Origin of the sequence: Caballeronia sp. Sq4a (assembly GCF_023170545.1) — a bacterium.
Lineage (GTDB): Bacteria > Pseudomonadota > Gammaproteobacteria > Burkholderiales > Burkholderiaceae > Caballeronia.
Window position 1 is genome coordinate 2,407,485 of sequence record NZ_CP084250.1, and the last position, 20,908, is coordinate 2,428,392.

The 20,908-nt window shown below is 64.3% G+C and carries 22 protein-coding genes and 1 tRNA gene; 13 read left to right on the top strand and 10 right to left on the bottom strand.

All coding sequences use genetic code 11. From position 1 onward, the window contains the following. Nucleotides 1-927: 927 nt before the first annotated feature. Both LDZ24_RS11405 and LDZ24_RS11410 read right to left on the bottom strand, forming a co-directional pair. Nucleotides 928-1,248 (bottom strand): PP0621 family protein, encoded by a 321-nt coding sequence (locus tag LDZ24_RS11405; protein ID WP_248320528.1) that lies wholly within the window; start codon nt 1,246-1,248, stop codon nt 928-930. 24 nt (nt 1,249-1,272) lie between these two features. After that, the gene (locus LDZ24_RS11410) at nt 1,273-2,187 is read right to left on the bottom strand and encodes an inner membrane protein YpjD (protein ID WP_248320529.1); all 915 of its coding nucleotides are present in this window, start codon (nt 2,185-2,187) and stop codon (nt 1,273-1,275) included. A 120-nt stretch (nt 2,188-2,307) separates the two neighbouring features. Between LDZ24_RS11410 and ffh the strand changes: the two genes are divergently transcribed. Together ffh and LDZ24_RS11420 are read left to right on the top strand one after the other, a co-directional pair. Further along, nucleotides 2,308-3,675, top strand: a complete 1,368-nt coding sequence (ffh, locus tag LDZ24_RS11415) for a signal recognition particle protein (RefSeq protein ID WP_175945134.1) — start codon at nt 2,308-2,310, stop codon at nt 3,673-3,675. 118 nt (nt 3,676-3,793) lie between these two features. Continuing rightward, nucleotides 3,794-4,345, top strand: a complete 552-nt coding sequence (locus LDZ24_RS11420; protein WP_244847266.1) for a hypoxanthine-guanine phosphoribosyltransferase — start codon at nt 3,794-3,796, stop codon at nt 4,343-4,345. Between the two features lie 46 nt (nt 4,346-4,391). Here LDZ24_RS11420 and LDZ24_RS11425 read toward each other — a convergent pair whose 3' ends face one another. Together LDZ24_RS11425 and LDZ24_RS11430 are read right to left on the bottom strand one after the other, a co-directional pair. Beyond that, nucleotides 4,392-4,991 carry a MarC family protein gene (locus tag LDZ24_RS11425; protein WP_175945138.1) on the bottom strand — a complete coding sequence of 200 codons (600 nt, stop codon included), beginning with the start codon at nt 4,989-4,991 and terminating at the stop codon, nt 4,392-4,394. Beyond that, nucleotides 4,992-6,728, bottom strand: a complete 1,737-nt coding sequence (locus tag LDZ24_RS11430) for a proline--tRNA ligase (RefSeq protein WP_248320530.1) — start codon at nt 6,726-6,728, stop codon at nt 4,992-4,994. A 315-nt stretch (nt 6,729-7,043) separates the two neighbouring features. Between LDZ24_RS11430 and LDZ24_RS11435 the strand changes: the two genes are divergently transcribed. Then, nucleotides 7,044-7,694, top strand: coding sequence for an RNA pyrophosphohydrolase (locus LDZ24_RS11435; protein WP_175945142.1), 651 nt, complete (start codon nt 7,044-7,046; stop codon nt 7,692-7,694). A gap of 177 nt (nt 7,695-7,871) precedes the next feature. Next, on the top strand, nt 7,872-8,396 hold the full coding sequence (locus LDZ24_RS11440; RefSeq protein ID WP_248322343.1) for a CNP1-like family protein: 525 nt from the start codon (nt 7,872-7,874) through the stop codon (nt 8,394-8,396). A gap of 80 nt (nt 8,397-8,476) precedes the next feature. Here LDZ24_RS11440 and proB read toward each other — a convergent pair whose 3' ends face one another. The 4 genes from proB to rplU all read right to left on the bottom strand — a co-directional run bounded on the left by proB (nt 8,477) and on the right by rplU (nt 11,533). Beyond that, nucleotides 8,477-9,595: a glutamate 5-kinase gene (proB, locus tag LDZ24_RS11445; RefSeq protein ID WP_248320531.1), complete on the bottom strand. Its 1,119-nt coding sequence runs from the start codon at nt 9,593-9,595 to the stop codon at nt 8,477-8,479. Nucleotides 9,596-9,614: 19 nt separating this feature from the next. Beyond that, the gene (cgtA, locus tag LDZ24_RS11450) at nt 9,615-10,721 is read right to left on the bottom strand and encodes an Obg family GTPase CgtA (RefSeq protein ID WP_248320532.1); all 1,107 of its coding nucleotides are present in this window, start codon (nt 10,719-10,721) and stop codon (nt 9,615-9,617) included. Between the two features lie 205 nt (nt 10,722-10,926). Further along, the gene (rpmA, locus tag LDZ24_RS11455) at nt 10,927-11,190 is read right to left on the bottom strand and encodes a 50S ribosomal protein L27 (protein WP_175945147.1); all 264 of its coding nucleotides are present in this window, start codon (nt 11,188-11,190) and stop codon (nt 10,927-10,929) included. Between the two features lie 31 nt (nt 11,191-11,221). Beyond that, nucleotides 11,222-11,533: a 50S ribosomal protein L21 gene (gene rplU / locus LDZ24_RS11460; RefSeq protein ID WP_008342953.1), complete on the bottom strand. Its 312-nt coding sequence runs from the start codon at nt 11,531-11,533 to the stop codon at nt 11,222-11,224. Nucleotides 11,534-11,768: 235 nt separating this feature from the next. Here rplU and LDZ24_RS11465 point away from each other — a divergent pair, with 235 nt between their 5' ends. The 9 genes from LDZ24_RS11465 to LDZ24_RS11505 all read left to right on the top strand — a co-directional run bounded on the left by LDZ24_RS11465 (nt 11,769) and on the right by LDZ24_RS11505 (nt 19,568). After that, nucleotides 11,769-12,761 (top strand): polyprenyl synthetase family protein, encoded by a 993-nt coding sequence (locus tag LDZ24_RS11465; protein ID WP_175945149.1) that lies wholly within the window; start codon nt 11,769-11,771, stop codon nt 12,759-12,761. A gap of 38 nt (nt 12,762-12,799) precedes the next feature. Further along, nucleotides 12,800-12,876 (top strand) — tRNA-Pro (locus tag LDZ24_RS11470). Nucleotides 12,877-13,022: 146 nt separating this feature from the next. Next, nucleotides 13,023-14,309, top strand: coding sequence for an HlyC/CorC family transporter (locus LDZ24_RS11475; RefSeq protein WP_248320533.1), 1,287 nt, complete (start codon nt 13,023-13,025; stop codon nt 14,307-14,309). Between the two features lie 85 nt (nt 14,310-14,394). Further along, nucleotides 14,395-15,594 (top strand): GspE/PulE family protein, encoded by a 1,200-nt coding sequence (locus tag LDZ24_RS11480; RefSeq protein WP_248320534.1) that lies wholly within the window; start codon nt 14,395-14,397, stop codon nt 15,592-15,594. Further along, complete coding sequence (locus LDZ24_RS11485; RefSeq protein ID WP_248320535.1) at nt 15,594-16,814, top strand: type II secretion system F family protein; 1,221 nt, start codon at nt 15,594-15,596, stop codon at nt 16,812-16,814. The genes LDZ24_RS11480 and LDZ24_RS11485 overlap by 1 nt, the downstream gene beginning before the upstream one ends. 31 nt (nt 16,815-16,845) lie before the next feature. Next, nucleotides 16,846-17,757, top strand: coding sequence for an A24 family peptidase (locus tag LDZ24_RS11490; RefSeq protein WP_248320536.1), 912 nt, complete (start codon nt 16,846-16,848; stop codon nt 17,755-17,757). Between the two features lie 16 nt (nt 17,758-17,773). After that, nucleotides 17,774-18,388 (top strand): dephospho-CoA kinase, encoded by a 615-nt coding sequence (gene coaE, locus LDZ24_RS11495; protein ID WP_248320537.1) that lies wholly within the window; start codon nt 17,774-17,776, stop codon nt 18,386-18,388. A 163-nt stretch (nt 18,389-18,551) separates the two neighbouring features. Beyond that, nucleotides 18,552-19,307 carry a cell division protein ZapD gene (zapD, locus tag LDZ24_RS11500; RefSeq protein ID WP_175945315.1) on the top strand — a complete coding sequence of 252 codons (756 nt, stop codon included), beginning with the start codon at nt 18,552-18,554 and terminating at the stop codon, nt 19,305-19,307. A gap of 69 nt (nt 19,308-19,376) precedes the next feature. Further along, entirely contained in the window at nt 19,377-19,568 is a 192-nt protein-coding gene (locus LDZ24_RS11505) for a DNA gyrase inhibitor YacG (RefSeq protein ID WP_175945160.1), read from the top strand. A gap of 6 nt (nt 19,569-19,574) precedes the next feature. On the opposite strand, the gene LDZ24_RS11510 is transcribed toward LDZ24_RS11505, so the two are convergent. Both LDZ24_RS11510 and LDZ24_RS11515 read right to left on the bottom strand, forming a co-directional pair. Beyond that, nucleotides 19,575-20,024 carry an NUDIX domain-containing protein gene (locus LDZ24_RS11510; RefSeq protein WP_256465372.1) on the bottom strand — a complete coding sequence of 150 codons (450 nt, stop codon included), beginning with the start codon at nt 20,022-20,024 and terminating at the stop codon, nt 19,575-19,577. Beyond that, nucleotides 20,021-20,884, bottom strand: coding sequence for an ATP-binding protein (locus LDZ24_RS11515; protein ID WP_248320538.1), 864 nt, complete (start codon nt 20,882-20,884; stop codon nt 20,021-20,023). The genes LDZ24_RS11510 and LDZ24_RS11515 overlap by 4 nt, the downstream gene beginning before the upstream one ends. Nucleotides 20,885-20,908 lie beyond the last annotated feature (24 nt).

A 20,908-nucleotide genomic window follows, 5' to 3' on the forward strand; every position in this document is an offset into this window, starting at 1 on the left:
AGCGAGAATGACCGTAGGCGGAGGTCGGAGACCGTCGAGGTGTCGGCTCGGGCGACTCGTTGAAGTGGCGGCGGCGCGTCGTCGCAGCGGGGGCGTCGGGGCGATCGTCGATTGGATAACGGTTCGCGATGAGTTCATACGGGCGGCAAGCTCCACGTATTCGTCGAACCGCAGGTTGTAGAGTAGTGGATGCAACGCTCGCCTTCCCGAAAAGGCCACACAAACGCGTGGCTCGCAGGTTCATCGCTGGCGACGAAGAGCGGGAACGCGTCGATCGAATATCGGTTCGCGTTGATTCACATGAGCGGCAAGCTCCGCGTACTCGTCGAACCGCTGGTTGTCGCCTAGTGGTTGCAACGCCCGCGTTCCTGAAACGACGACTCGAACGCGTGGCTCGCGGGTTCATCGTGGGGACGAACAGCCGCGAACGCGCCTTCGCGGTGAATATGGAATGCGCCGACACGCGCATGCGGCGCAGATGATTGAACTTACGGACGCACGATCAGAACGTCGAGCGCGAGCCCGCCGCCTGACCAAGCACGTTGGCGAGCGTCAGGCCGGTGAACATCAGCGATGGCCTGCGCGCGGGGGGTCGCGTCATGATCGCGCGTGTCGGCGAATAGCGCGCGCTCGAATCGGTGCTTGAAACGCCGGGCGGGCCGAAGCTATGGATCCCGACGAGCTCGGACGTCGTGCCGTCGACACGCGCCTCGAAGCTCGGCGGACGGCATTCGCGCCGGGCCTCTGAGCCGGCTGTGGGCGTCAACGAAGCCATCGCGCAGTTGGCGCGTTCACCTGGCGTCGCAAATCGCTCACACGCCGGGCCGCGCGACGCAGAGCGCGCGTGCCGCAGCGGAGTGCTGTCAAGCGACGACTATTACTTCACTCGTCAGCGCATGTGCGCCTCGATACCCGCAGCCAGCGCCCTCATCTCGCGTCCCGACCGCCCGGACGCGCCGCATGACGCCGTGCGTGCTCCGCGCAGCAGAACCGCTGCCCTGCGACCGCTATGGATTCGCTCGTCGGCGTATGCACGCCGCACTGCGCGCAGCGAATGAGCGGATCGGCAAGCTGCGGCGCATCGCGGCGAGCCGCGCCGTTGCGGGCGCCCGCGCCGCCCGTCGTCGAGGAAGCGCGGTTAGTGGAAGCACGCGTCCCCGCCTGCTCGCGCTCGTTGGCGCGGCGGAGCTTCTTCAGGAGCCATTGCGTCACGAAGAAGAGAACGATAAGAAGAAGAAAATTTCGCATCGGCTTGAAGAAGTAAAACCGCGCTCAGACGACCGCGCGATGCAGCAGCACTTCGAACACGAAGCGGCTGCCGACATACGCGAGCAGCAGCGCCACGAACGAAGCCAGCACCCAGCGCAGCGCGGCGCGTCCGCGCCAGCCGGAGATGCGGCGCGCAGTCAACAGCCCGCCGAACATCAGCCAGGACAGAATGGCGAAGACGGTCTTGTGATCGAAACGCAGCGCCCGATCGACCAGTTGCTCGTTGAACGCGATGCCCGACACGAGCGTGAGCGTCAGCAGCACGAAGCCCGCGCCGATCAGGCGGAACAACAGCTTTTCGAGCGTGAGCAGCGGCGGCAAGGTGTCGAGCCAGCTCGCGAGCCAGCCGTTGCCGCCACTGTGACGCATCGCGAGGCCGCGCATGCGCTGAAGGCGTCGTTCGAGCATCAGCATCAGCACGGCATGCAGCGCCGCAATCGCAAAGAGGCCATACGCGATATTCGCGATCAGAAAATGCAGCTTGAACATCGGCGCGGCGGAGTACGACAGCACGCGCACGCCGCCGAACGCGAGCGGCAACAGCGAAGCCAAGCAGGCGAGCGGCAGCACGAGCAGGCGCAGGCCGTCGAGCGGAAAGAAGAAGCTCTCGATCCAGTAGATGCCCGCGCCGAGCCAGAACATGGCGGACAACGCGAACGCGAAGCCGAAGATCATCGCGTTCTGCGGGAAGATGGTCATGTGCAGGAGAACGCCGTGCACGACCAACGCTATTAATAATAGAGCGCGTCCCATGCCGCTCATGCCCGACGCCTTCGATGGATTCGCCGGCGCGGCGCCGATGCCCGATGGCACGCCCGCCAGAACCGGCTCCACGGCCGTATGACGATGCGCGCGCCAGCCCGCCACGGCCAGTCCGCCGTAGAGAAACGCAGTGAGGGCATACAGTACAATATCCATGTTCGAAGTTTACACTAGGCCCCGAACCCGCGACGTCTTCCCCCTTGCGCCAAAGTAGGGCGCATCGCCGCGAAACCGCCTGCGCGTCGCCGGAAACCAGGGCCGCACTCTCACATTCCCATGCTCGACAACCTCACTCAACGGATGGCGCGCGTCGTCAAGACGCTGCGCGGCGAGGCCCGGCTCACCGAGGCCAACACGCAGGAGATGCTGCGCGAAGTGCGCCTCGCGCTGCTCGAAGCCGACGTGGCGCTGCCCGTCGTGCGCGAGTTCATCGCCAAGGTGAAGGAAAAGGCGCTCGGCGAAGAAGTGCTTTCGAGCCTGTCGCCGGGTCAGGCGCTCGTCGGCGTCGTGCAGCGCGAGCTGACCGCCGTGATCGGCGGCGACTACGAAGGCAAGGCCGCCGAGCTGAATCTCGCCGTCACGCCGCCCGCCGTCATCCTCATGGCCGGCTTGCAGGGCGCGGGTAAAACCACGACCACCGGCAAGCTCGCCAAGCTCCTTCGCGAAAAGCAGAAGAAGAAGGTGTTGACGGTTTCCGTCGACGTGTACCGCCCCGCCGCTATCCGCCAACTGCAAACGGTGACGGAACAGGTCGGCGCGGACTTCTTCCCGTCCGAGCCCGACCAGAAGCCGGCGGACATCGCGCGCGCCGCCATCGACTGGGCGAAGCGTCATTATCACGATGTCGTGATCGTCGATACGGCCGGTCGCCTCGGTATCGACGAAGCGATGATGAAGGAGATCAGCGAGCTGCACGCGCTGCTCAAGCCCGCTGAAACGCTCTTCGTCGTCGACGCGATGCTCGGCCAGGACGCCGTGAACACCGCGAAGGCGTTCAACGACGCGCTGCCGCTCACGGGCGTCGTGCTCACGAAGCTCGACGGCGATTCGCGCGGCGGCGCGGCGCTTTCGGTGCGGCACGTCACCGGCAAGCCGATCAAGTTCGTCGGCGTCGCGGAAAAGCTGGACGGCCTCGAAGTCTTCCACCCGGATCGCATGGCGAACCGGATTCTCGGCATGGGCGACATTCTTGCGCTCGTCGAGGAAGCGCAGCGCGGCGTCGATACGCAAGCGGCGCAGAAGCTGGCCGACAAGGTCAAGAAAGGCGGCGACTTCGACCTGAACGACTTCAAGGCGCAACTCTCGCAAATGAAGAAGATGGGCGGGCTGTCGTCTCTGATGGACAAGCTGCCCGCGCAGTTCCAGCAGGCGGCGCAAGGCGCGGACATGAACAATGCCGAGAAGCAGATGCGCCGCATGGAAGGCATCATCAATTCGATGACGCTTCAGGAACGCGCGAAGCCGGAGCTTATCAAGGCGGCACGCAAACGCCGCATCGCCGCGGGCGCGGGCGTGCACGTGCAGGAAGTCAACCGCATGCTGAATCAGTACGAGCAGATGCGCGGCATGATGAAGAAGCTCAAAGGCGGCAACCTGCAGAAGATGATGCGCGGCATGAAAGGCATGATGCCGGGCATGCGCTGATCCGCGCCGCTTGGAACCCGCGCTTTCGTTCGCCCGACGCGAAAGGAACGCGGGTTTATCATATGGCGCACGCCGCCGTTTTTTCCACACTGAGTCGTCGTCTCTCCCGCCTGCCTCTATGAATCGCGAAGAAGCTCTCCACATTTTCAGCCACTCCGAAGAGATCGTCAGTGCCGATCAGGTCGACGCGTCGATCAAACGCATGGCTGCGGACATCAAGGCCGCGACGCAGGACGACTTCCCGTTGCTGCTCTCCGTCATGGGCGGCGCGGCCGTGTTCACCGGCATGCTGCTGCCGCACCTCGATTTCCCGCTCGAGTTCGACTACATCCATTTGACGCGCTATCGCAACGCGATTAAGGGCGGCAGCGAGATGCAATGGCGCGTGGCGCCGGCCGAATCGGTGAAGGACCGCGTGGTGCTCGTGCTCGACGACATCCTCGATGAAGGAGAAACGATGGCCGCCATTCGCGACCGCATCATGGCGATGGGCGCGAAGCAATTCCTGTCGGCGGTGCTGTGCGAGAAGCTCATCCCGAAGGCGAAGCCGCTGCGCCCGGATTTCTGCGGCTTCGAAGTGCCGGACCGTTACGTGTTCGGCTGTGGGATGGATGCAAAGGGTTACTGGCGCAATCTGCCGACTATCCGGGCGTTGACCGAAGGCGCGTGAGCGCTCACGCACGATGAAAAAGAAAAAGCGGCCTCGGCCGCTTTTTTCACAACTGATGCACGAACGCGCGTATGCCCGTGAGAATCATCTCGACGGAAATCGCGACGAGCACCAGTCCCATCAGCCGCTCGAACGCCGTGACCGCGCGCTCGCCTAGCCATTGCTGGATCTTCTCCGCGAGAATCAGCACGACGGCGCAGACGACCATCGTCACCGTGAGCGCGCCGATCCACTCGAACATCTTGCCCGGCGCCTGCGACGTTAGCAGCATCACCGTCGCAAGCGCGGACGGGCCGGCGAGCGCCGGAATCGCGAGCGGCACGATCAGCGGTTCGCCGCCGCGCGTGTCGCCGCCCATCGGGCCATCCGGATGCGGGAAGATCATCCGAAGCGCGATCAGAAAGAGCACGATCCCGCCGCCGATGCGCAGCGACACATCCGTGAGATTCATCGCGCGCAGGAAGCGGTCGCCGGCCAGCATGAAGACGAGCAGAATGCCGAATGCGATCGCCACTTCGCGCAAGATCACCACGCGGCGCCGCTCGGTGGCGACACCGCGCAGCGCGTTGATGAAGATCGGAATGTTGCCGAGCGGATCGGTGATCAGCAGCAGAAGGATCGTCGCCGACAGGAAGTTGTACTGCATTTACTTCCCGAGCGCGGCCCGAATCTTCGCCGTCACGACGCCGGCCGCCTCGTCCAGCGGCAGCAGCGTGGCTTCGGTGTCGCGACGCGCCTGATATTCGAGCTTGCCTTCTTTCAGCCCGCGATCGCCGATCACAATGCGATGCGGCACGCCGATCAACTCCCAGTCCGCGAACATCACGCCGGGGCGCTCGCCGCGATCGTCGAGAATCACGTCGATGCCCGCGTCCTGCAGCGTCGCGTACAGTTTGTCGGCCTGCTCGCGCACCGCGTCGCTGCGGTCGTAGCCCATCGGGCAGATCACGACTTCGAACGGCGCAATGGCTTCCGGCCAGATGATGCCCTTGTCGTCGAAATTCTGTTCGATAGCCGCGCCCAGCACGCGCGTCACGCCGATGCCGTAGCAGCCCATCTGCATCGGCGCGGGCTTGCCGCCTTCGTCGAGGAACGTGGCGCCCATCGAATCCGAGTACTTCGTGCCGAGCTGGAACACGTGTCCCACTTCAATGCCGCGGCAGATTTCGAGCTTGCCACGGCCGTCCGGCGAGGGATCGCCCGCCACGACGTTGCGGATATCCGCGACTTCCGGTTCCGGCAGATCGCGGCCCCAGTTCACGCCAGTCGTGTGGTAGTCGACCTCGTTCGAGCCGACGACGAAATCGCTCATGTTCGCGACCGTGCGATCCGCGATCACGCGCACCGGCTTCTTCGTGCCGATGGGACCGAGATAGCCCGGCGGCGTGCCGAACCATTCGACGATCTCGGCTTCCGTCGCAAAGCGGTAACCCTTCAGCCCCGGCAGCTTGCTCACCTTGATGTCGTTCAGCGAATGATCGCCGCGCAGCATCAGGAGCCAAATGGTCGGCTCGGCGCCTTCGTTGTCGGTCGCGAGAATGATCGACTTGATCGTGCGTTCGAGCGGAATGTCGAGCAACTGCGCGACGGCTTCGCACTTGGCCGCGCCGGGCGTCGGCGTCTTCTTCATCTCCTCGGCGGGCGCGGCGCGCTCGGCGATCAGCGGCAAGGCGTCGGCCGCTTCCACGTTCGCGGCGAAGTCGGAATCCGGGCAGTACGCGATATCGTCTTCGCCCGTTTCCGCGATGACGTGAAACTCGTGCGATCCGCTGCCGCCAATCGACCCGTTGTCCGCCGCGACCGCGCGGAACTCCAGCCCGATGCGCGTGAAGATGCGCACGTAGGCGTCGTACATCTTCTTGTACGACTCGGCGAGGCCGGCGGTGTCCTTATCGAAGGAATAAGCGTCCTTCATGATGAACTCGCGGCCGCGCATGACGCCGAAGCGCGGACGAATCTCGTCGCGGAACTTCGTCTGGATCTGATAGAAGTTGACCGGCAACTGGCGGTAGCTCTTGATCTCGCGCCGCGCGATGTCCGTGACCACTTCCTCGTGCGTCGGGCCGACGACGAAATCGCGTTCGTGACGGTCCTTGATGCGCAGCAGTTCGGGGCCGTACTGCTCCCAGCGTCCCGATTCCTGCCACAACTCGGCCGGCTGCACGGCCGGCATCAGCAGTTCGAGCGCGCCCGCGCGATTCATCTCTTCACGCACGATGGCTTCGACCTTGCGGATGGAGCGCAGGCCGATCGGCATGTAATCGTAGATACCGCCCGCGACGCGGCGGATCATGCCGGCGCGCATCATCAGCTTGTGGCTGACGATCTCGGCGTCGGCGGGAGCTTCCTTCAGGGTGCCGATGAAGAAACGGATTGCTTTCATTCAGAAATTTTCCAAAAGCGGCGCGCGCCCACGAAACCATGTGGTTGAAGGCTGGCGAAACGGGTGAACGACGAAACGGTCGACGGCTCTGCACGAGGCCGCAATGAAACGCTCGCGCGCCACTTGCGGCCGGTTGCCCTGCATGAAGCCGGAAAAGAAGATTCTGCCGACTTCCGGGTTGCCTGGCAAAGATTCCTTGCGGGCAGGCGCACCGCGAGCCCTGAAATTAGGGCTCCGACACGGGTTGGAACGGATGCGCCGGGGCCGTTATCTGTTTATAATCAAAGCAATTTTAAAGGATTCGAAGGTGGTTGTATGCTGGATCGTGAAGGCTTTCGCCCGAACGTCGGCATCATCCTCTTGAACGCGCGCAACGAAGTGTTTTGGGGCAAGCGGCTGCGTGAACATTCCTGGCAGTTTCCGCAAGGGGGTATCAAATACGGCGAGACCCCCGTGCAAGCAATGTATCGGGAGTTACACGAAGAAACCGGCCTGCTTCCTGAGCACGTGAAAGTTGTCGGTCGCACGCGCGACTGGCTGCGTTATGAGGTGCCGGATAAGTTCATCAAGCGCGAAGTGCGCGGTCATTATCGCGGTCAGAAACAGATCTGGTTTCTGCTGCGCATGGTCGGGCGCGACTGCGACATTTGCCTGCGCGCGACGGACCATCCGGAATTCGATGCTTGGCGCTGGAACGAATACTGGGTGCCGCTCGACGCGGTGATCGAGTTCAAGCGCGACGTTTATCAACTGGCTCTCACCGAGCTTTCCCGCTTCTTGCGGCGAACCAATACTCGTGGCGAACGCGGTGAGCGCGCCGCGCATCATGGGCCGCGTTACCCGCGCGTCATTCAGACCATGACGATCGAGACACCTGCCGTAACCGCCGCGGGCGCCGCGGTTCAGGCAGAATGTACGGTCAGCGAAGAAGTGCAGATCATCGCGCGGCGTTCATCGTGCGACTGACTTCGCGTTCGGTCCTGGCGTCGAGCGCGGCGATTCTTCGTTCAATCTGACACTCGGCACGTTTCATAGCCCGGCGCGGCGAGCACTGCTCGCTGCGCCGGGCATTCGCCGTCCGCGCATTCGTTATTCGGGAACATCGAATTGAAAGTCATCGTCTCATCCGCGGTACTCGTCGCCATGCTCGCCGCGCTTGCCGGCTGTTCCAGTTCCAAGGGCCCGTCCAATCAGGACGACGGCGTCTTCACCTATCTGCTCGACCGCAAGACCGAATGGGTGGAGAACAAAGTAGATACGCTGCCGCCGCTGCCGCAGCCGTCGAATCTGCTGCCGTTCAATGTTTCGCAGAACACACCGCTGACGTTCGCGGTCGACAAGACCTCGCTCACGGTCGGCGATGACGGCGTCGTGCGCTACGTCGTCGTGGCGACGAGCCCGAGCGGCGCGCGCAACGTCAACTACGAAGGCATTCGCTGCGACACGTACGAATGGCGCCGCTACGCGAGCATCAACGAAGACGGCACCGGCTGGGATCGCGGCGTCGCGTTCGACTTCCGGCGCATCGAGAACGGCGAACTGAACGCGTATCAGGCAGCGCTGTATCAGGACTACTTCTGCACGAGCAAGCTGCCGGTCGGCACCGCGAAGCAGATCGTCAACAACATTCAGTACGAGCGCACGCAACGCTCCATCAACCTGCGCTGATTGCGTTCGCGATGTAGCAGTAAAAAGCCCGCGGGCCTTTCGGCTCAGCGGGCTTCGTTCATTCGGCGGGATGAGCGCCCTCAGACCAGCACCAGATTGTCGCGATGGATGAGTTCCGGCTCCAGCATATACCCGAGCACGGCTTCGATCTCCGCGCTCGGCCGCCGATGAATCAGCCGCGCCTCGGCGCTGCTGTAATTCGTGATGCCGCGCGCAACTTCTTGCCCGTTATCGTTGACGCACGCGATCACTTCCCCGCGACCGAAGGCGCCTTTCACATCGACCACGCCGATCGGCAGCAAGCTCTTGCCGTCGGCGGTGAGCTTCTGCACCGCGCCATCGTCGATCACGACGTGCCCGCGCACCTGCAGGTGATCCGCCATCCACTGCTTGCGCGCAGCCATGCGAGCGGTGCGCGCGATAAGCTGCGTGCCGATGAGTTCGCCCGACGCGAGGCGCGTGAGCACGTCGGCCTCGCGGCCGCTCGCGATCACCGTGTTCGCGCCGCTGTGTGCGGCGCGCTTGGCCGCCAGAATCTTGGTCAGCATGCCGCCACGGCCTAGGCTCGATCCCGCGCCGCCGGCCATTGCTTCGAGTTCGGGCGTGCCGGCATCGGCCTGTTCGACGAGCGTCGCGTTCGGATCTTTGCGCGGATCGGCGGTAAAAAGCCCGCGCTGATCCGTGAGAATGACGAGCGCGTCGCCTTCGATCAGATTGGCGACGAGCGCGCCGAGCGTGTCGTTGTCGCCGAACTTGATCTCGTCGGTGATGACGGTGTCGTTCTCGTTGATGACCGGCACCGCGCCCAGACGCAGCAGCGTGAGCAGCGTGGAGCGCGCGTTGAGATAACGCTCGCGGTCGGCGAGGTCGGCGTGCGTGAGCAGAATCTGCGCGGTGCGGATGCCGTGCGCGCCGAAGCTGCTCTCGTAGACTTGCGCGAGGCCCATTTGCCCGACGGCGGCGGCGGCCTGCAATTCGTCGATTTCGCTCGGGCGCTTGGTCCAGCCGAGCCGGTGAATGCCTTCTGCAATCGCGCCCGAGCTCACGAGCACGACTTCCTTGCCCTGTTCGCGCAGCGCCGCGATCTGCGCCGCCCACCGGGCAATGGCCGCGTGATCCAGTCCGCGCCCGTCGTTGGTGACGAGGCTGGACCCCACTTTCACTACGATTCGCTTCGCAGCGGCAATGACCGAACGCATCGTGCGCTTCTCTCCTCGGTTATCTGTCTTCGTCGTCCGCTTTATTCCCGGCGATGTCATCGCGAAAACGCACGTCGGCCGCGAGATCTTCCGCTTCCGCCGCACGCGACGCGTCCGAATGCGCCGAGATGTAGTCGTAGATGGCGTACACCAGCGCCTCGCAGCCTTGGCCGGTCAGCGCCGAAATTTCGTACACCGGGCCGTCCCACTCGAAGCGGTCGAGGAAGTCCTTCACGCGCGACGCGCGCTCGTCTTCCGGCACCATGTCGAGCTTGTTCAGCACGAGCCAGCGCGGTTTCTCATAAAGCGACTCGTCGTACTTGCGCAGTTCGTTGACGATCGCCTTCGCTTCCGCGACCGGATCGACGTTTTCATCGAACGGAGCGAGGTCCACGAGGTGCAGCAAGACGCCCGTGCGCTGCAAATGGCGCAGGAAGCGGTGACCGAGGCCCGCGCCTTCCGCCGCGCCTTCGATCAGCCCCGGAATGTCCGCGATCACGAAGCTCTTGCTCGGCCCGACGCGCACGACGCCGAGATTCGGCGCGAGCGTCGTGAACGGATAGTCGGCAATCTTCGGCCGCGCGTTCGAAACGGACGCGATGAACGTCGACTTTCCCGCGTTCGGCATGCCGAGCAGGCCGACATCCGCGAGCACCTTCAGTTCGAGCTTGAGCATGCGGCGCTCGCCCGGCTTGCCGTCGGTCTTCTGACGCGGCGCGCGGTTCGTGCTCGATTTGAAGTGCAGGTTGCCGAGACCGCCCGCGCCGCCTTGCGCGATCAGCACTTGTTGATTGTGCTCGGTCAGGTCGGCGATGATCTCGCCCGTTTCCTGGTCCGAAATGATGGTGCCGACCGGCATGCGCAGCGTGATGTCGTCGCCGCCTTTGCCGTAGCAGTCCGAACCGCGCCCGTTTTCGCCGTTGCGCGCCTGGTGCTTCTTCGCGAACCGGTAGTCGATCAGTGTGTTGATGTTGCGGTCCGCGACCGCGTAGACGCTGCCGCCGCGGCCGCCGTCGCCGCCGTCCGGCCCGCCGAAGGGGACGAACTTTTCGCGGCGCATCGACGCGCTGCCATCTCCCCCGTCGCCGGCGATGACTTCGATCCTCGCTTCGTCAATGAACTTCATGCGTTGCTCCGTCCCGTGTTTCCGTGCGATGACTGCCGCGAGTTGGAACTCGCTCAGTCGACACGCTATTTTGCCGTGACCGGCGCGTGCCGGGCACTCATATGCTTCGATTCTGTGGGCGCCGCTTTTTCCGGCGCGCCAATGAAAAAGGCCCCGCGAACTTCGCGGGGCCTTTTTTGCGGTCCTGAAGCCCGTGCAGTGAACCTTACGCTGCTGCCGGGACGACGACGACCGTGTGCTTCTTCGCTGCGCCCTTCGTCGTGAACTGGACGTGGCCGTCCGTCAGCGCGAACAAGGTGTGATCCTTGCCGATGCCGACGTTTTCACCCGGGTGCATGCGCGTGCCGCGCTGGCGAACGATGATGCCGCCTGCATTGATTGCCTGGCCGCCGTAAACCTTCACGCCGAGGCGCTTCGATTCCGAATCGCGGCCGTTGCGGGAAGACCCGCCTGCTTTTTTGTGTGCCATTTGCTATAGCTCCTTGACCGTTGCGCGACGCTTAAGCGTTGATCGCGTCGATGCGCAGTTCGGTGTAGTTCTGGCGATGGCCAGCGTGCTTTTGGTAGTGCTTCCGGCGACGCATCTTGAAGATCGTCACTTTCTTGTGACGACCTTGCGACACGACGGTAGCCTTGACGGAAGCCCCACTGACCAGCGGCGTACCGAACTGAATCGATTCGCCTTCGCCTACTGCGAGAACCTGGTCGAGCGTGATTTCAGCGTCAATGTCTGCCGGTATCTGTTCTACTTTCAATTTTTCGCCAACGGCAACTTTGTACTGCTTGCCGCCGGTTTTTATGACCGCGTACATTGAGAACCTCACTCAGAATTCGTTTTTCCACGCACCGCGCGGGGAAAACACGAGATTATACATAGGCTTAGACGCCGCGTCAAAAGGCATTGACATTTCGCGCAAGCGGCTTTGGCAGCCCGCCGTGCGTCATCGCCACCGCAAAGCGCCCCGTGAATCAAGCCCCAAAGCGCCCGGTGATTCGTCGCGGGTCCGATTCGCCTTATAATCCGCCGCATTACCTCATTTGCCGATCATGTCGTCCACCGCCACTTCCTCCCCCGACGCCGCCGCACTGCTTGCCCCGATCGCCGAGGACATGCAGCAGGTCAATCGCGTCATCCGGCAGCGCCTGGCATCAGAAGTGATGCTCATCAACCAGATTTCCGAGTACATCATCGGCGCGGGCGGCAAGCGGCTGCGCCCGGCGCTCTTGCTGCTCGTGGCGGGCGCGCTGGGCGATACGACCGGGCATCGCCACGAACTGGCCGCCGTGGTCGAGTTCATTCACACGGCCACGCTTCTGCACGACGACGTCGTCGACGAATCCGACCTGCGCCGCGGCCGCAAGACGGCCAATGCGCTATTCGGCAACGCGGCGAGCGTGCTCGTCGGCGATTTCCTCTACTCGCGCTCGTTCGAGATGATGGTGAGCGTCGGCAAGATGCGCGTGATGGAGATTCTGTCGGTCGCGACCAACATTATCTCCGAAGGCGAAGTGCTGCAGCTCCTCAACATGCACGACCCGGATGTGGACGAAGCGCGCTACATGCAGGTCATCCGCTACAAGACCGCGAAGCTCTTCGAGGCGGCGGCGCAACTGGGCGCGGTGCTTTCAGGTTCCGACGCGCGCACGGAAGCGGCGGCGGCGGAGTTCGGCCGACGCATCGGCACGGCGTTCCAGATCATGGACGACTGGCTCGACTACACCGGCACGCCCGAATCCATGGGCAAAAACGCCGGCGACGATCTGCGCGAAGGCAAGCCCACTCTCCCGCTCATCTACTTGATGGAGCACGGCACGGCGGAACAGGCGGCGCTCGCGCGCGAGGCGATCGAGCACGGCGGCACGGATCGCTTCGACACGATTTTCCACGCCATCACGACTTCGGGCGCGCTGGACCATACGCTCGAATGCGCGCGCAAAGAGGCGCAGGCAGCGGCGAACGCGATTTCTGCATTCCCCGCTTCCATTTACAAAGAGAGCCTGCTAGAATTATGCTCTTACTCGACGTCGAGGCAGTCTTGAAAGAGACTTTCAAGCCGGAAGCGTCCAAGTAACGAATTCGGGGTGTAGCTTAGCCTGGTAGAGCGCTACGTTCGGGACGTAGAGGCCGGAGGTTCGAATCCTCTCACCCCGACCAGAATTGCAAAAACCCGCATGGTTCGCCATGCGGGTTTTTTCTTTTTCGGCCGATGCTCCGCGGGCGAGCCCCAGCGGGCGGGCCCCGGCGGCCCGGGAAAGCCGTCTGCTATAGTCCATCCATCACCGCCCCTACTCGATCACCGCGTGGACAACCTTCCCTTATGGGCGCAAATCTGCGCCATTTTTCTGCTGCTGTTCCTTTCCGGTTTTTTCTCCATCTCTGAAACGTCGATGATGGCGCTCAATCGCCATCGGCTGAAGTTCCTGGCTACCCAAGGCTCGTTGGGCGCGCGGACGACGCAAGGTTTGCTCGCCAAGACGGATCAGCTGCTTTCGGTCATCCTGATCGGCAACAATCTGATCAACACGATCATCCCGGTCCTGACCACCTCCATCGCGCTGCGCACGTTCGGGCACGACAACGTCGTGCTTTCGGTCACGACGGGCGTGATCGCGTTCCTCATCATCGTGTTCGCGGAAATCGCGCCGAAGATCGTGGGCGCGACGTATCCCGAAAAGGTCGCGTTGCCGGCGAGTCTCGTGCTCGCGCCGCTCATGCGCATCGCGCGGCCGCTCGTGTGGTTCGTCAACCTTTTCGCCAACGCGATTCTCGCCGCGCTGCATATCAACCTGAAGGGCAACCGCGATCAGCGTCTGTCGCCCGAAGAACTGCGCACCATCGTGCTGGAAACCGGCAGCTTCATGCCGACCAAGCACCGCAGCATCCTGCTCAATCTGTTCGATCTGGAAAACATCTCCGTCGATGACGTAATGATCCCGCGCCGCCGGATCGAGGCGCTGGACTTCGACGCGCCATTCGACGACATCCTGCATCAGCTCGAGACGTGCTATCACAACAAGCTCGTCGTTTATCAGGGCGATATCGACCGCGTGCTCGGCGTCCTTCATGTGCGCAAGACGCTGTCGGCGCTGCATAACCAGGAACTCGAGCGCGACACGCTGCGCGAACTGCTGACCGAGCCTTATTTTGTGCCGGCCGGCACGCCTGTCTTCCAACAGTTGCAGTACTTCCAGGAGAGCGGTCACCGCATCGCGATCGTCGTCGACGAATACGGCGAGCTGCAAGGGCTCGTCACGCCGGAAGACATCATCGAGGAACTGATCGGCGAATTCACGTCGACGATTCCGCGCGGCGCGGGCTCGCGCGGCTGGGACGAGAACGGCGAGTGCATCGTGCCGGGCAGCATGCCGCTGCGCGAACTGAACCGCTGGCTCAAGCTGACGCTGCCGACGGACGGTCCTAAGACGCTCAACGGCCTGATCCTCGAAACGCTCGAAGACATTCCGGACGGCGACGTGGCGATGCGAATCGGCGGCGTGTATCTGGAAGTCATGCGCAGCGACGATCAGGCGGTTCGCACGGTCAAGATCTTTCGTCCGGCCCCGCCGACGAAGCGCGCATTGCGTTAGCCATTCGGACGAGTAGCCGGGCACGCGGGACGGCGGGATGATCGGTCATCTCGTTCCGATCCCGACCCCCGATCCGCTACCGCCGATGACTTCCGTTCCTTCCGCCGCGTTCCCACGCCCGGCCGACTCCACCTTCGAAACAACGTCCGACGGGCACTCGCCCGCCGTTTCGCTGCTCGCCGACACCTTGCGCGAAGCCGCCGAGCGCGGCGCGTCGGACATCCACGTCGAGCCATCCGAGCACGAATGGCGCATTCGGCTGCGCGTCGATGGCGCGCTGCACGTCTTGCGCCGTCCGCCGCCGCATTTGCGCGATGCCTTCGTCACGCGAATCAAAGTACTCGCGCGCATGGATATCGCGGAGCGTCGCGTGCCGCAGGACGGACGTCTGCGGCTCGCCTTGCCGGGCGGCCAGACCGGCGACTATCGCGTGAGTTCACTGCCGACGCTGTTCGGCGAGAAGCTGGTCCTGCGCCGGCTCGATGCCTTGCCGCGAGACCTGTCGCTCGGCGCGCTCGGCCTCAGCGACGAGCAAAGCGGCGTCGTCGAATCCGCCATTCGCGCGCCACATGGCCTCGTGCTCGTCACGGGTCCGACCGGCAGCGGCAAGACGCTGTCGCTGTACTGTTTCCTTCAGATGCTCAACGCCGAAGCGCGCAACATCTGCGCCGTGGAAGATCCTGCCGAGATCCAGCTTGCGGGCATCAATCAGGTCAGCGTGCGCGAAAAGGCGGGGCTTACTTTCGCCGTCGCGCTGCGTGCGTTCATGCGGCAGGACCCGGACGTCATCATGGTCGGCGAGATTCGCGATGCCGAAACCGCCGACGTCGCCGTAAAAGCCGCGCAGACCGGCCACCTCGTTCTCTCCACGCTCCACACCAACGACGCGCCCGCCGCCATCGCGCGCCTGATCGACATCGGCGTCGCGCCGTACAACCTCGCGTCGGCGTTGCGGCTGGTGACGGCGCAACGGCTGGTGCGCAAGCTCTGCGACGCGTGCCGCGCGCCGTCCGCGCTGACGCTTCCAGACGGCTTTCGTCCGTTCGAGCCGCGCGGCTGCCCGGCGTGTCACGGCATCGGATATCGCGGGCGCGTCGGTGTGCATCAGTTGATGCCGGTGTCGGATGGTATCCGCGAGTTGATCGTCGGCCGCGCGGCGACGCACGCGGTTGCGCGGCTTGCGCAATCCGAAGGCATGCCCGCCCTGCGCGACGCCGCTTTCGCACGCGTGCGCGAAGGCGTGACGAGCGTCGCGGAAGCCGCCGACGCGACGGAGATCGCGTGATGGCCGCCGACTTATCCGAGATGCGCGAGATGCGCGAGATGCGCTACGCGTGGCGCGGCATCGACGGGCAAGGCGCGTTCAAACGCGGCAAGCTGATCGCGGCGGATTCCGCTTCGGCGCGCGCCTCGTTGCGGCGGGAAGGCGTGACCGTGCTGGAACTCGACGCGTTGGGCGCAGCGCCGCCGCCGAAGGCATCGTCGGCGGAAGTCGGCGTGTTCACGCGCCAACTCGCCGGGTTGCTTCGCGCCGGGTTGCCGCTCGCGAGCGCGCTGGAACTGCTCGGCAACGCGGGCGGGCGCGGCGGTTTGCCGCGCATCGTCCGTTCGTTGGCGCGCGACATCACGCGCGGCGTGCCGTTCTCGGCGGCGCTCGCGCGTCATCCGGCGTTCGGCGCGTTGTACTGTCAACTCGTCGCCGTCGGAGAAGTAGCCGGTGCGCTGCCTGCGGTGCTCGCGCGTCTGGCCGACGATCGCGAGCGGGCCAGCGCCCAGCGCACGAAGCTGCGCGCCGCGCTCGCCTATCCGGTCATGGTGCTGCTGCTGTCGCTCGCGATCACGGCAGGGCTGCTGATCGGCGTCGTGCCGACTTTCAAGACGATCTTCGACGGCTTCGGCGCCGCGCTGCCCGCACCGACGCGCTTCGTGCTCGCGTTGTCCGATGGGGTCGCGCGACACGGCGTGCCGTTCATCGCGGTATGCGCGTGCATGACGCTCGTCGCGGCTCGCTGGCTCAAGCGATCGGCCCACGCCCGCGAGACGGCCGACCGCATCGCACTGAAGTTGCCGATTGCCGGTCCCTTGCTACGGTCACTGGCCGTCGCGCGCTGGAGCCGCGCGCTCGGCACGCTGCTCGCGGCCGGCACGCCGCTTTCCGACGCGTTCGATTCGCTCTCGCAGGCCACCGGGAGTCCGGTGTTCGATAGCGCCACCGTCGAGATCGCGTCGCGCTTGCGCAACGGCGAGCGACTCGCCGCCGCGATGCGCGCGCTCGGCTGCTTTCCGCAAGACGTCGTGCAGCCGATCGCCGTCGCGGAAGAATCCGGCTCGCTCGACTCCATGCTGCTCGATCTCGCTGCGCTCGCGGATCGTCAGGTGGACGAGCGCATCGGCGCGTTCGCGAGCCTGTGCGAGCCGCTCGTCATCGCGGTGTTGGGCGCGCTCGTCGGCGGACTCGTCATCGCCATGTATCTTCCCATCATTCAGCTCGGCAACGTGGTGTAGCATCGCGGGCCAAAGACATCGCACCACGACCATGCAGCCTCCGATCACTACGTCCGCCGCGCATCACGCGAGCCCATATCTGGCAACGTTCGCCGCGTTGCCGGTGGCCGCGCAATACGCGTTCGCGATCGTGTTCGGGCTGATCGTCGGGAGCTTTCTGAGCGTGGTCGTGCATCGCCTGCCGGTCATGCTCGAACGCGCGTGGCGTGCGGAACTCGACGCGGCGCTGCCCGATGCGCCGAAGCCACCGTCGGACGGCTATCCGGCGCGGTTCAATCTTGCCGTTCCACGCAGCGCCTGCCCGCATTGCGGTCACGTCCTGCGCGCGTGGGAGAACATTCCGGTCATCAGCTATCTCGCGCTTCGCGGGCGCTGTTCCGCGTGCGGCGCGCGCGTGAGTCCGCGCTATCCGCTGATCGAACTGGTGACCGGCGCCTTCGCTGCGCTCTCGCTCTATGCGTTCGGCCCGGACTGGCCCGCGCTCGCCGCATTCGGCCTGTGCGCAACGCTGTTGGCTGCGGGCCTGATCGACTACGACACGCGCTACCTCCCCGACGTGCTCACGTTGCCGCTGCTGTGGGCGGGGCTGATCGTCAATTTCGGCGATGGCGGCTTTGCGACGCTGCATGACGGCGTGATCGGCGCGATCGCGGGCTATCTGTTTCTCTGGTGCGTGTACTGGCTCTTCAAACTGGCGCGCGGCGTGGAAGGCATGGGCTACGGCGATTTCAAGCTGCTGGCGGCCATCGGAGCGTGGCTCGGCTGGGCGGCGCTCGCGCAGGTGCTGCTGATTTCGGCGGTGGCGGGCGCGCTGTTCGGTATCCTCTCGACATGGCGCGGACGCATGCGCTTCGAGGAGCCCTTGCCGTTCGGCCCGTTTCTCGCGGCGGGCGGCGCGATCACGCTTTTTATCGGGACGCCGCTTTATTCACTGTTCGGATGAGCGAAGGGAGCAACGGATGTTCAGCATCGGCTTGACGGGCGGCATCGGCAGCGGCAAGAGCACGGTCGCCGACCTCTTCGCGGCGCGCGGCGTGCCGCTAGTCGATACGGATCTCATCGCGCATCAGGTGAGCGCGCCGGGCGGCGTCGCGATGCCGCTGATCGCGAGCGAATTCGGCAGCGCGTATGTCGCGCCGGACGGCTCGCTGGATCGCGCGAAGATGCGCGAGCTGGTGTTCTCCGATGACACCGCGCGCGCGCGTCTCGAAGCCATCCTTCATCCGCTGATCCGCGCGGAAACGGAGCGGCAGCGGGCGGCCGCCGGCGGCGCGTACCACATCGTCGTGGTGCCGCTGCTCGTCGAGTCGGGCAACTGGGCGTCGCGGGTATCGCGGGTGCTCGTCGTCGATTGCCCGGTCGAGACGCAGATCGCGCGCGTCATGCGGCGCAACGGCTTTTCCCGCGAGCAGGTGCTGGCGATCATCGCAAAGCAGGCAGCGCGCGAAGCCCGCCTCGCCGCAGCAGACGACATCGTGGTCAACGACGAATCAGCCACGCTCGAATCGCTGGCGCATGACGTCGAGGCGCTGCACGGGCGATATCTCGAACTCGCAGCGCGGACCGAGCCGTGAGCAGCGCATTGCTTGCCTGAAACATCAGGAAAAGTTCCATTTATTGCCGCGAACCGCGTCAAAAGCGCCGTAAATGTGAGCGGATTTGCTAGGGTAAAGATGCGGCATTAGAATGTCCTGACTTCCGCTCATGGAAGCAACCGACCCACGCCGAGGCGAGCGCTTGATTCTTTACGAGTATCCCTTCAACGAGCGGATTCGGACGCTGCTGCGTCTCGAAGACTTGTTCGAGCGCTTCACGTTCTTCCTCACGCAGGAAGATCCCCGGGAACATCACGTTGCGCTCACCACGCTGTTCGAGATCGCGGAAGTCGCGGGCCGTACGGACCTCAAAGCCGATCTGATGAAGGAACTGGAACGGCAGCGGCAGACGCTGGCGCCGTTTCGCGGCAATCCGGGCATCGAACAGGAAGCGCTGGAAGCCGTGCTCGGCGAGATCGAGCAGACGCTTGCCGGGCTCACCGACATGCACGGCAAGACGGGGCAGCATCTGGCCGACAACGAATGGCTCGCGAGCATTCGCAGCCGCACGATCATTCCCGGTGGAACCTGCAAGTTCGATCTGCCGTCGTATTATGCGTGGCAGCAGTTGCCCGTCGAAGATCGCCGTCAGGACATCGCCAAATGGGTCATGCCGATGCTCGCGCTACGCGACGCCGCCGCTATCGTGCTGCGGCTCGCGCGGGAATCCGGTCAGGCGTCGAAGGTCATGGCCATGCAGGGCAGCTATCAGCAGATGCTTTCCGGGCGTACGTATCAGTTGATGCAGGTGCGCGTGTCGCCGGAAGTGCGCGTCATTCCCGAGGCGAGCGCGAACAAATACATGCTCTGGGTGCGCTTCACCGTGCAGGACGGCGACCTGAAACCGCGCGCCGTCGATGTCGACGTGCCCTTTCATCTGACGCTTTGCAGTCTTTGAACCACGCGCTTCGGCCTTATATGATCGAATGTCGATCAACGCTGGCTCAATCCAAAACGTCTCACCGTCATGACCACTGTCGTCAAATGCCCGACCTGCGCGAAGGAAGTGCGCTGGGTCCCGGAAAACCGCTTTCGTCCGTTCTGCTCCGAGCGATGCAAGCAAATCGATCTGGGCGCCTGGGCGACCGAAAAGTACCGTATCTCCGGTAACTCCCAGGAAACGCCGCCGGACGACGACTCGCACGGCGGCCTCAACTAACGCGCACTATGGCTGCGCTTCCGCCGCGAGCCATTCCAGCACCGGAATCGCGGCGGGCAACAGCGGCCCGACTTCCACGGGCAGCGTCTGCCACGCGATAGCCTGCCCTTCGCGGCCGAGCGGCGTGCCGGTCCACTCCATCACCTTGCAGAAGAAAAGCCGCACGTACGCGTGCGGATAGTCGTGCTCGAGCGTGCGCCACAGCTCGCACGCGGTCACGTCGATGCCGAGCTCTTCGTGCAATTCGCGCCCGAGCGCCGCTTCGACGCTTTCGCCCGGCTCCAGCTTGCCGCCCGGGAATTCCCAGTAGCCCTCGTACGGCTTGCCTTCGGGGCGCTGCGCGAGCAGATAACGGCCGTCCGGCTGCACCATCACGCCGACGGCCACTTCGGTCACCTTGCGGCCATCGGGAGCGAGATCACCCGAAGCGTTCACAACGTCCGACGCCCCGCTCATTGCTTGCGGCCCGACCAGTCCCGCGCGAACTGCCACGCCACGCGGCCCGAGCGCGATCCACGCTCCAGCGCCCAGACGAGCGCATCGCCGCGAGCAGCTTCGATCTCGCTCGCGTCGCAGCCGAAATGCTTCAGCCAGTGCCCGACGATCGACAGATAGTCGTCCTGTTTGAACGGATAGAAGCTGACCCACAGCCCGAAGCGTTCGGACAGCGAAATCTTCTCCTCGACCACTTCGCCGGGGTGAATCTCGCCATCGGGCGTGTGCTTGTAGGTCTCGTTGTCGCTCATGTACTCCGGCAGCAGATGCCGGCGGTTCGAGGTCGCGTAGATCAGCACGTTTTCCGACTGCGCCGCGACCGAGCCGTCCAGCGCCACTTTCAGCGCCTTGTAGCCGGACTCGCCTTCTTCGAACGAGAGATCGTCGCAAAACACGATGAAACGCTCGGGCCGCGTCGAGATGAGATCGACGATATCGCCGAGATCATGCAGATCGTCCTTGTCGACTTCGATCAGGCGCAGGCCGTCCTTCGCGTACGCATTGAGGCACGCCTTGATGAGCGACGACTTGCCCGTGCCGCGCGCGCCCGTGAGCAGCACGTTGTTGGCCGGCAGCTTGTTGACGAACTGCCGCGTGTTCTGCTCGATGAGCGCCTTCTGACGGTCGATGTTTTGCAGGTCGCCGAGCGCAATCTGCGAGATGGCCGGCACCGGCTGCAAAAAGCCGCGACCTTGCCGCTTGCGCCAGCGAAACGCCACAGCCGATTCCCAGTCGATTTCCGGCGCGGCGGGCGGCAGCATGCCTTCGATGCGCGCCAGAACCGCCTCCGCGCGCGTGAGAAATTGTTCGAGTTTGTCCATGTCCATTTCTGTGCGCGCCGATCG

Bases quoted from the DNA above. Each gene is read 5' to 3' on its own strand.
- LDZ24_RS11405 (WP_248320528.1), bottom strand. From the start codon at position 1,248: ATGCGAAATTTTCTTCTTCTTATCGTTCTCTTCTTCGTGACGCAATGG.
- LDZ24_RS11410 (WP_248320529.1), bottom strand. From the start codon at position 2,187: ATGGATATTGTACTGTATGCCCTCACTGCGTTTCTCTACGGCGGACTG.
- ffh (WP_175945134.1), top strand. From the start codon at position 2,308: ATGCTCGACAACCTCACTCAACGGATGGCGCGCGTCGTCAAGACGCTG.
- LDZ24_RS11420 (WP_244847266.1), top strand. From the start codon at position 3,794: ATGAATCGCGAAGAAGCTCTCCACATTTTCAGCCACTCCGAAGAGATC.
- LDZ24_RS11425 (WP_175945138.1), bottom strand. From the start codon at position 4,991: ATGCAGTACAACTTCCTGTCGGCGACGATCCTTCTGCTGCTGATCACC.
- LDZ24_RS11430 (WP_248320530.1), bottom strand. From the start codon at position 6,728: ATGAAAGCAATCCGTTTCTTCATCGGCACCCTGAAGGAAGCTCCCGCC.
- LDZ24_RS11435 (WP_175945142.1), top strand. From the start codon at position 7,044: ATGCTGGATCGTGAAGGCTTTCGCCCGAACGTCGGCATCATCCTCTTG.
- LDZ24_RS11440 (WP_248322343.1), top strand. From the start codon at position 7,872: ATGCTCGCCGCGCTTGCCGGCTGTTCCAGTTCCAAGGGCCCGTCCAAT.
- proB (WP_248320531.1), bottom strand. From the start codon at position 9,595: ATGCGTTCGGTCATTGCCGCTGCGAAGCGAATCGTAGTGAAAGTGGGG.
- cgtA (WP_248320532.1), bottom strand. From the start codon at position 10,721: ATGAAGTTCATTGACGAAGCGAGGATCGAAGTCATCGCCGGCGACGGG.
- rpmA (WP_175945147.1), bottom strand. From the start codon at position 11,190: ATGGCACACAAAAAAGCAGGCGGGTCTTCCCGCAACGGCCGCGATTCG.
- rplU (WP_008342953.1), bottom strand. From the start codon at position 11,533: ATGTACGCGGTCATAAAAACCGGCGGCAAGCAGTACAAAGTTGCCGTT.
- LDZ24_RS11465 (WP_175945149.1), top strand. From the start codon at position 11,769: ATGTCGTCCACCGCCACTTCCTCCCCCGACGCCGCCGCACTGCTTGCC.
- LDZ24_RS11480 (WP_248320534.1), top strand. From the start codon at position 14,395: ATGACTTCCGTTCCTTCCGCCGCGTTCCCACGCCCGGCCGACTCCACC.
- LDZ24_RS11485 (WP_248320535.1), top strand. From the start codon at position 15,594: ATGGCCGCCGACTTATCCGAGATGCGCGAGATGCGCGAGATGCGCTAC.
- LDZ24_RS11490 (WP_248320536.1), top strand. From the start codon at position 16,846: ATGCAGCCTCCGATCACTACGTCCGCCGCGCATCACGCGAGCCCATAT.
- coaE (WP_248320537.1), top strand. From the start codon at position 17,774: ATGTTCAGCATCGGCTTGACGGGCGGCATCGGCAGCGGCAAGAGCACG.
- LDZ24_RS11505 (WP_175945160.1), top strand. From the start codon at position 19,377: ATGACCACTGTCGTCAAATGCCCGACCTGCGCGAAGGAAGTGCGCTGG.
- LDZ24_RS11510 (WP_256465372.1), bottom strand. From the start codon at position 20,024: ATGAGCGGGGCGTCGGACGTTGTGAACGCTTCGGGTGATCTCGCTCCC.
- LDZ24_RS11515 (WP_248320538.1), bottom strand. From the start codon at position 20,884: ATGGACAAACTCGAACAATTTCTCACGCGCGCGGAGGCGGTTCTGGCG.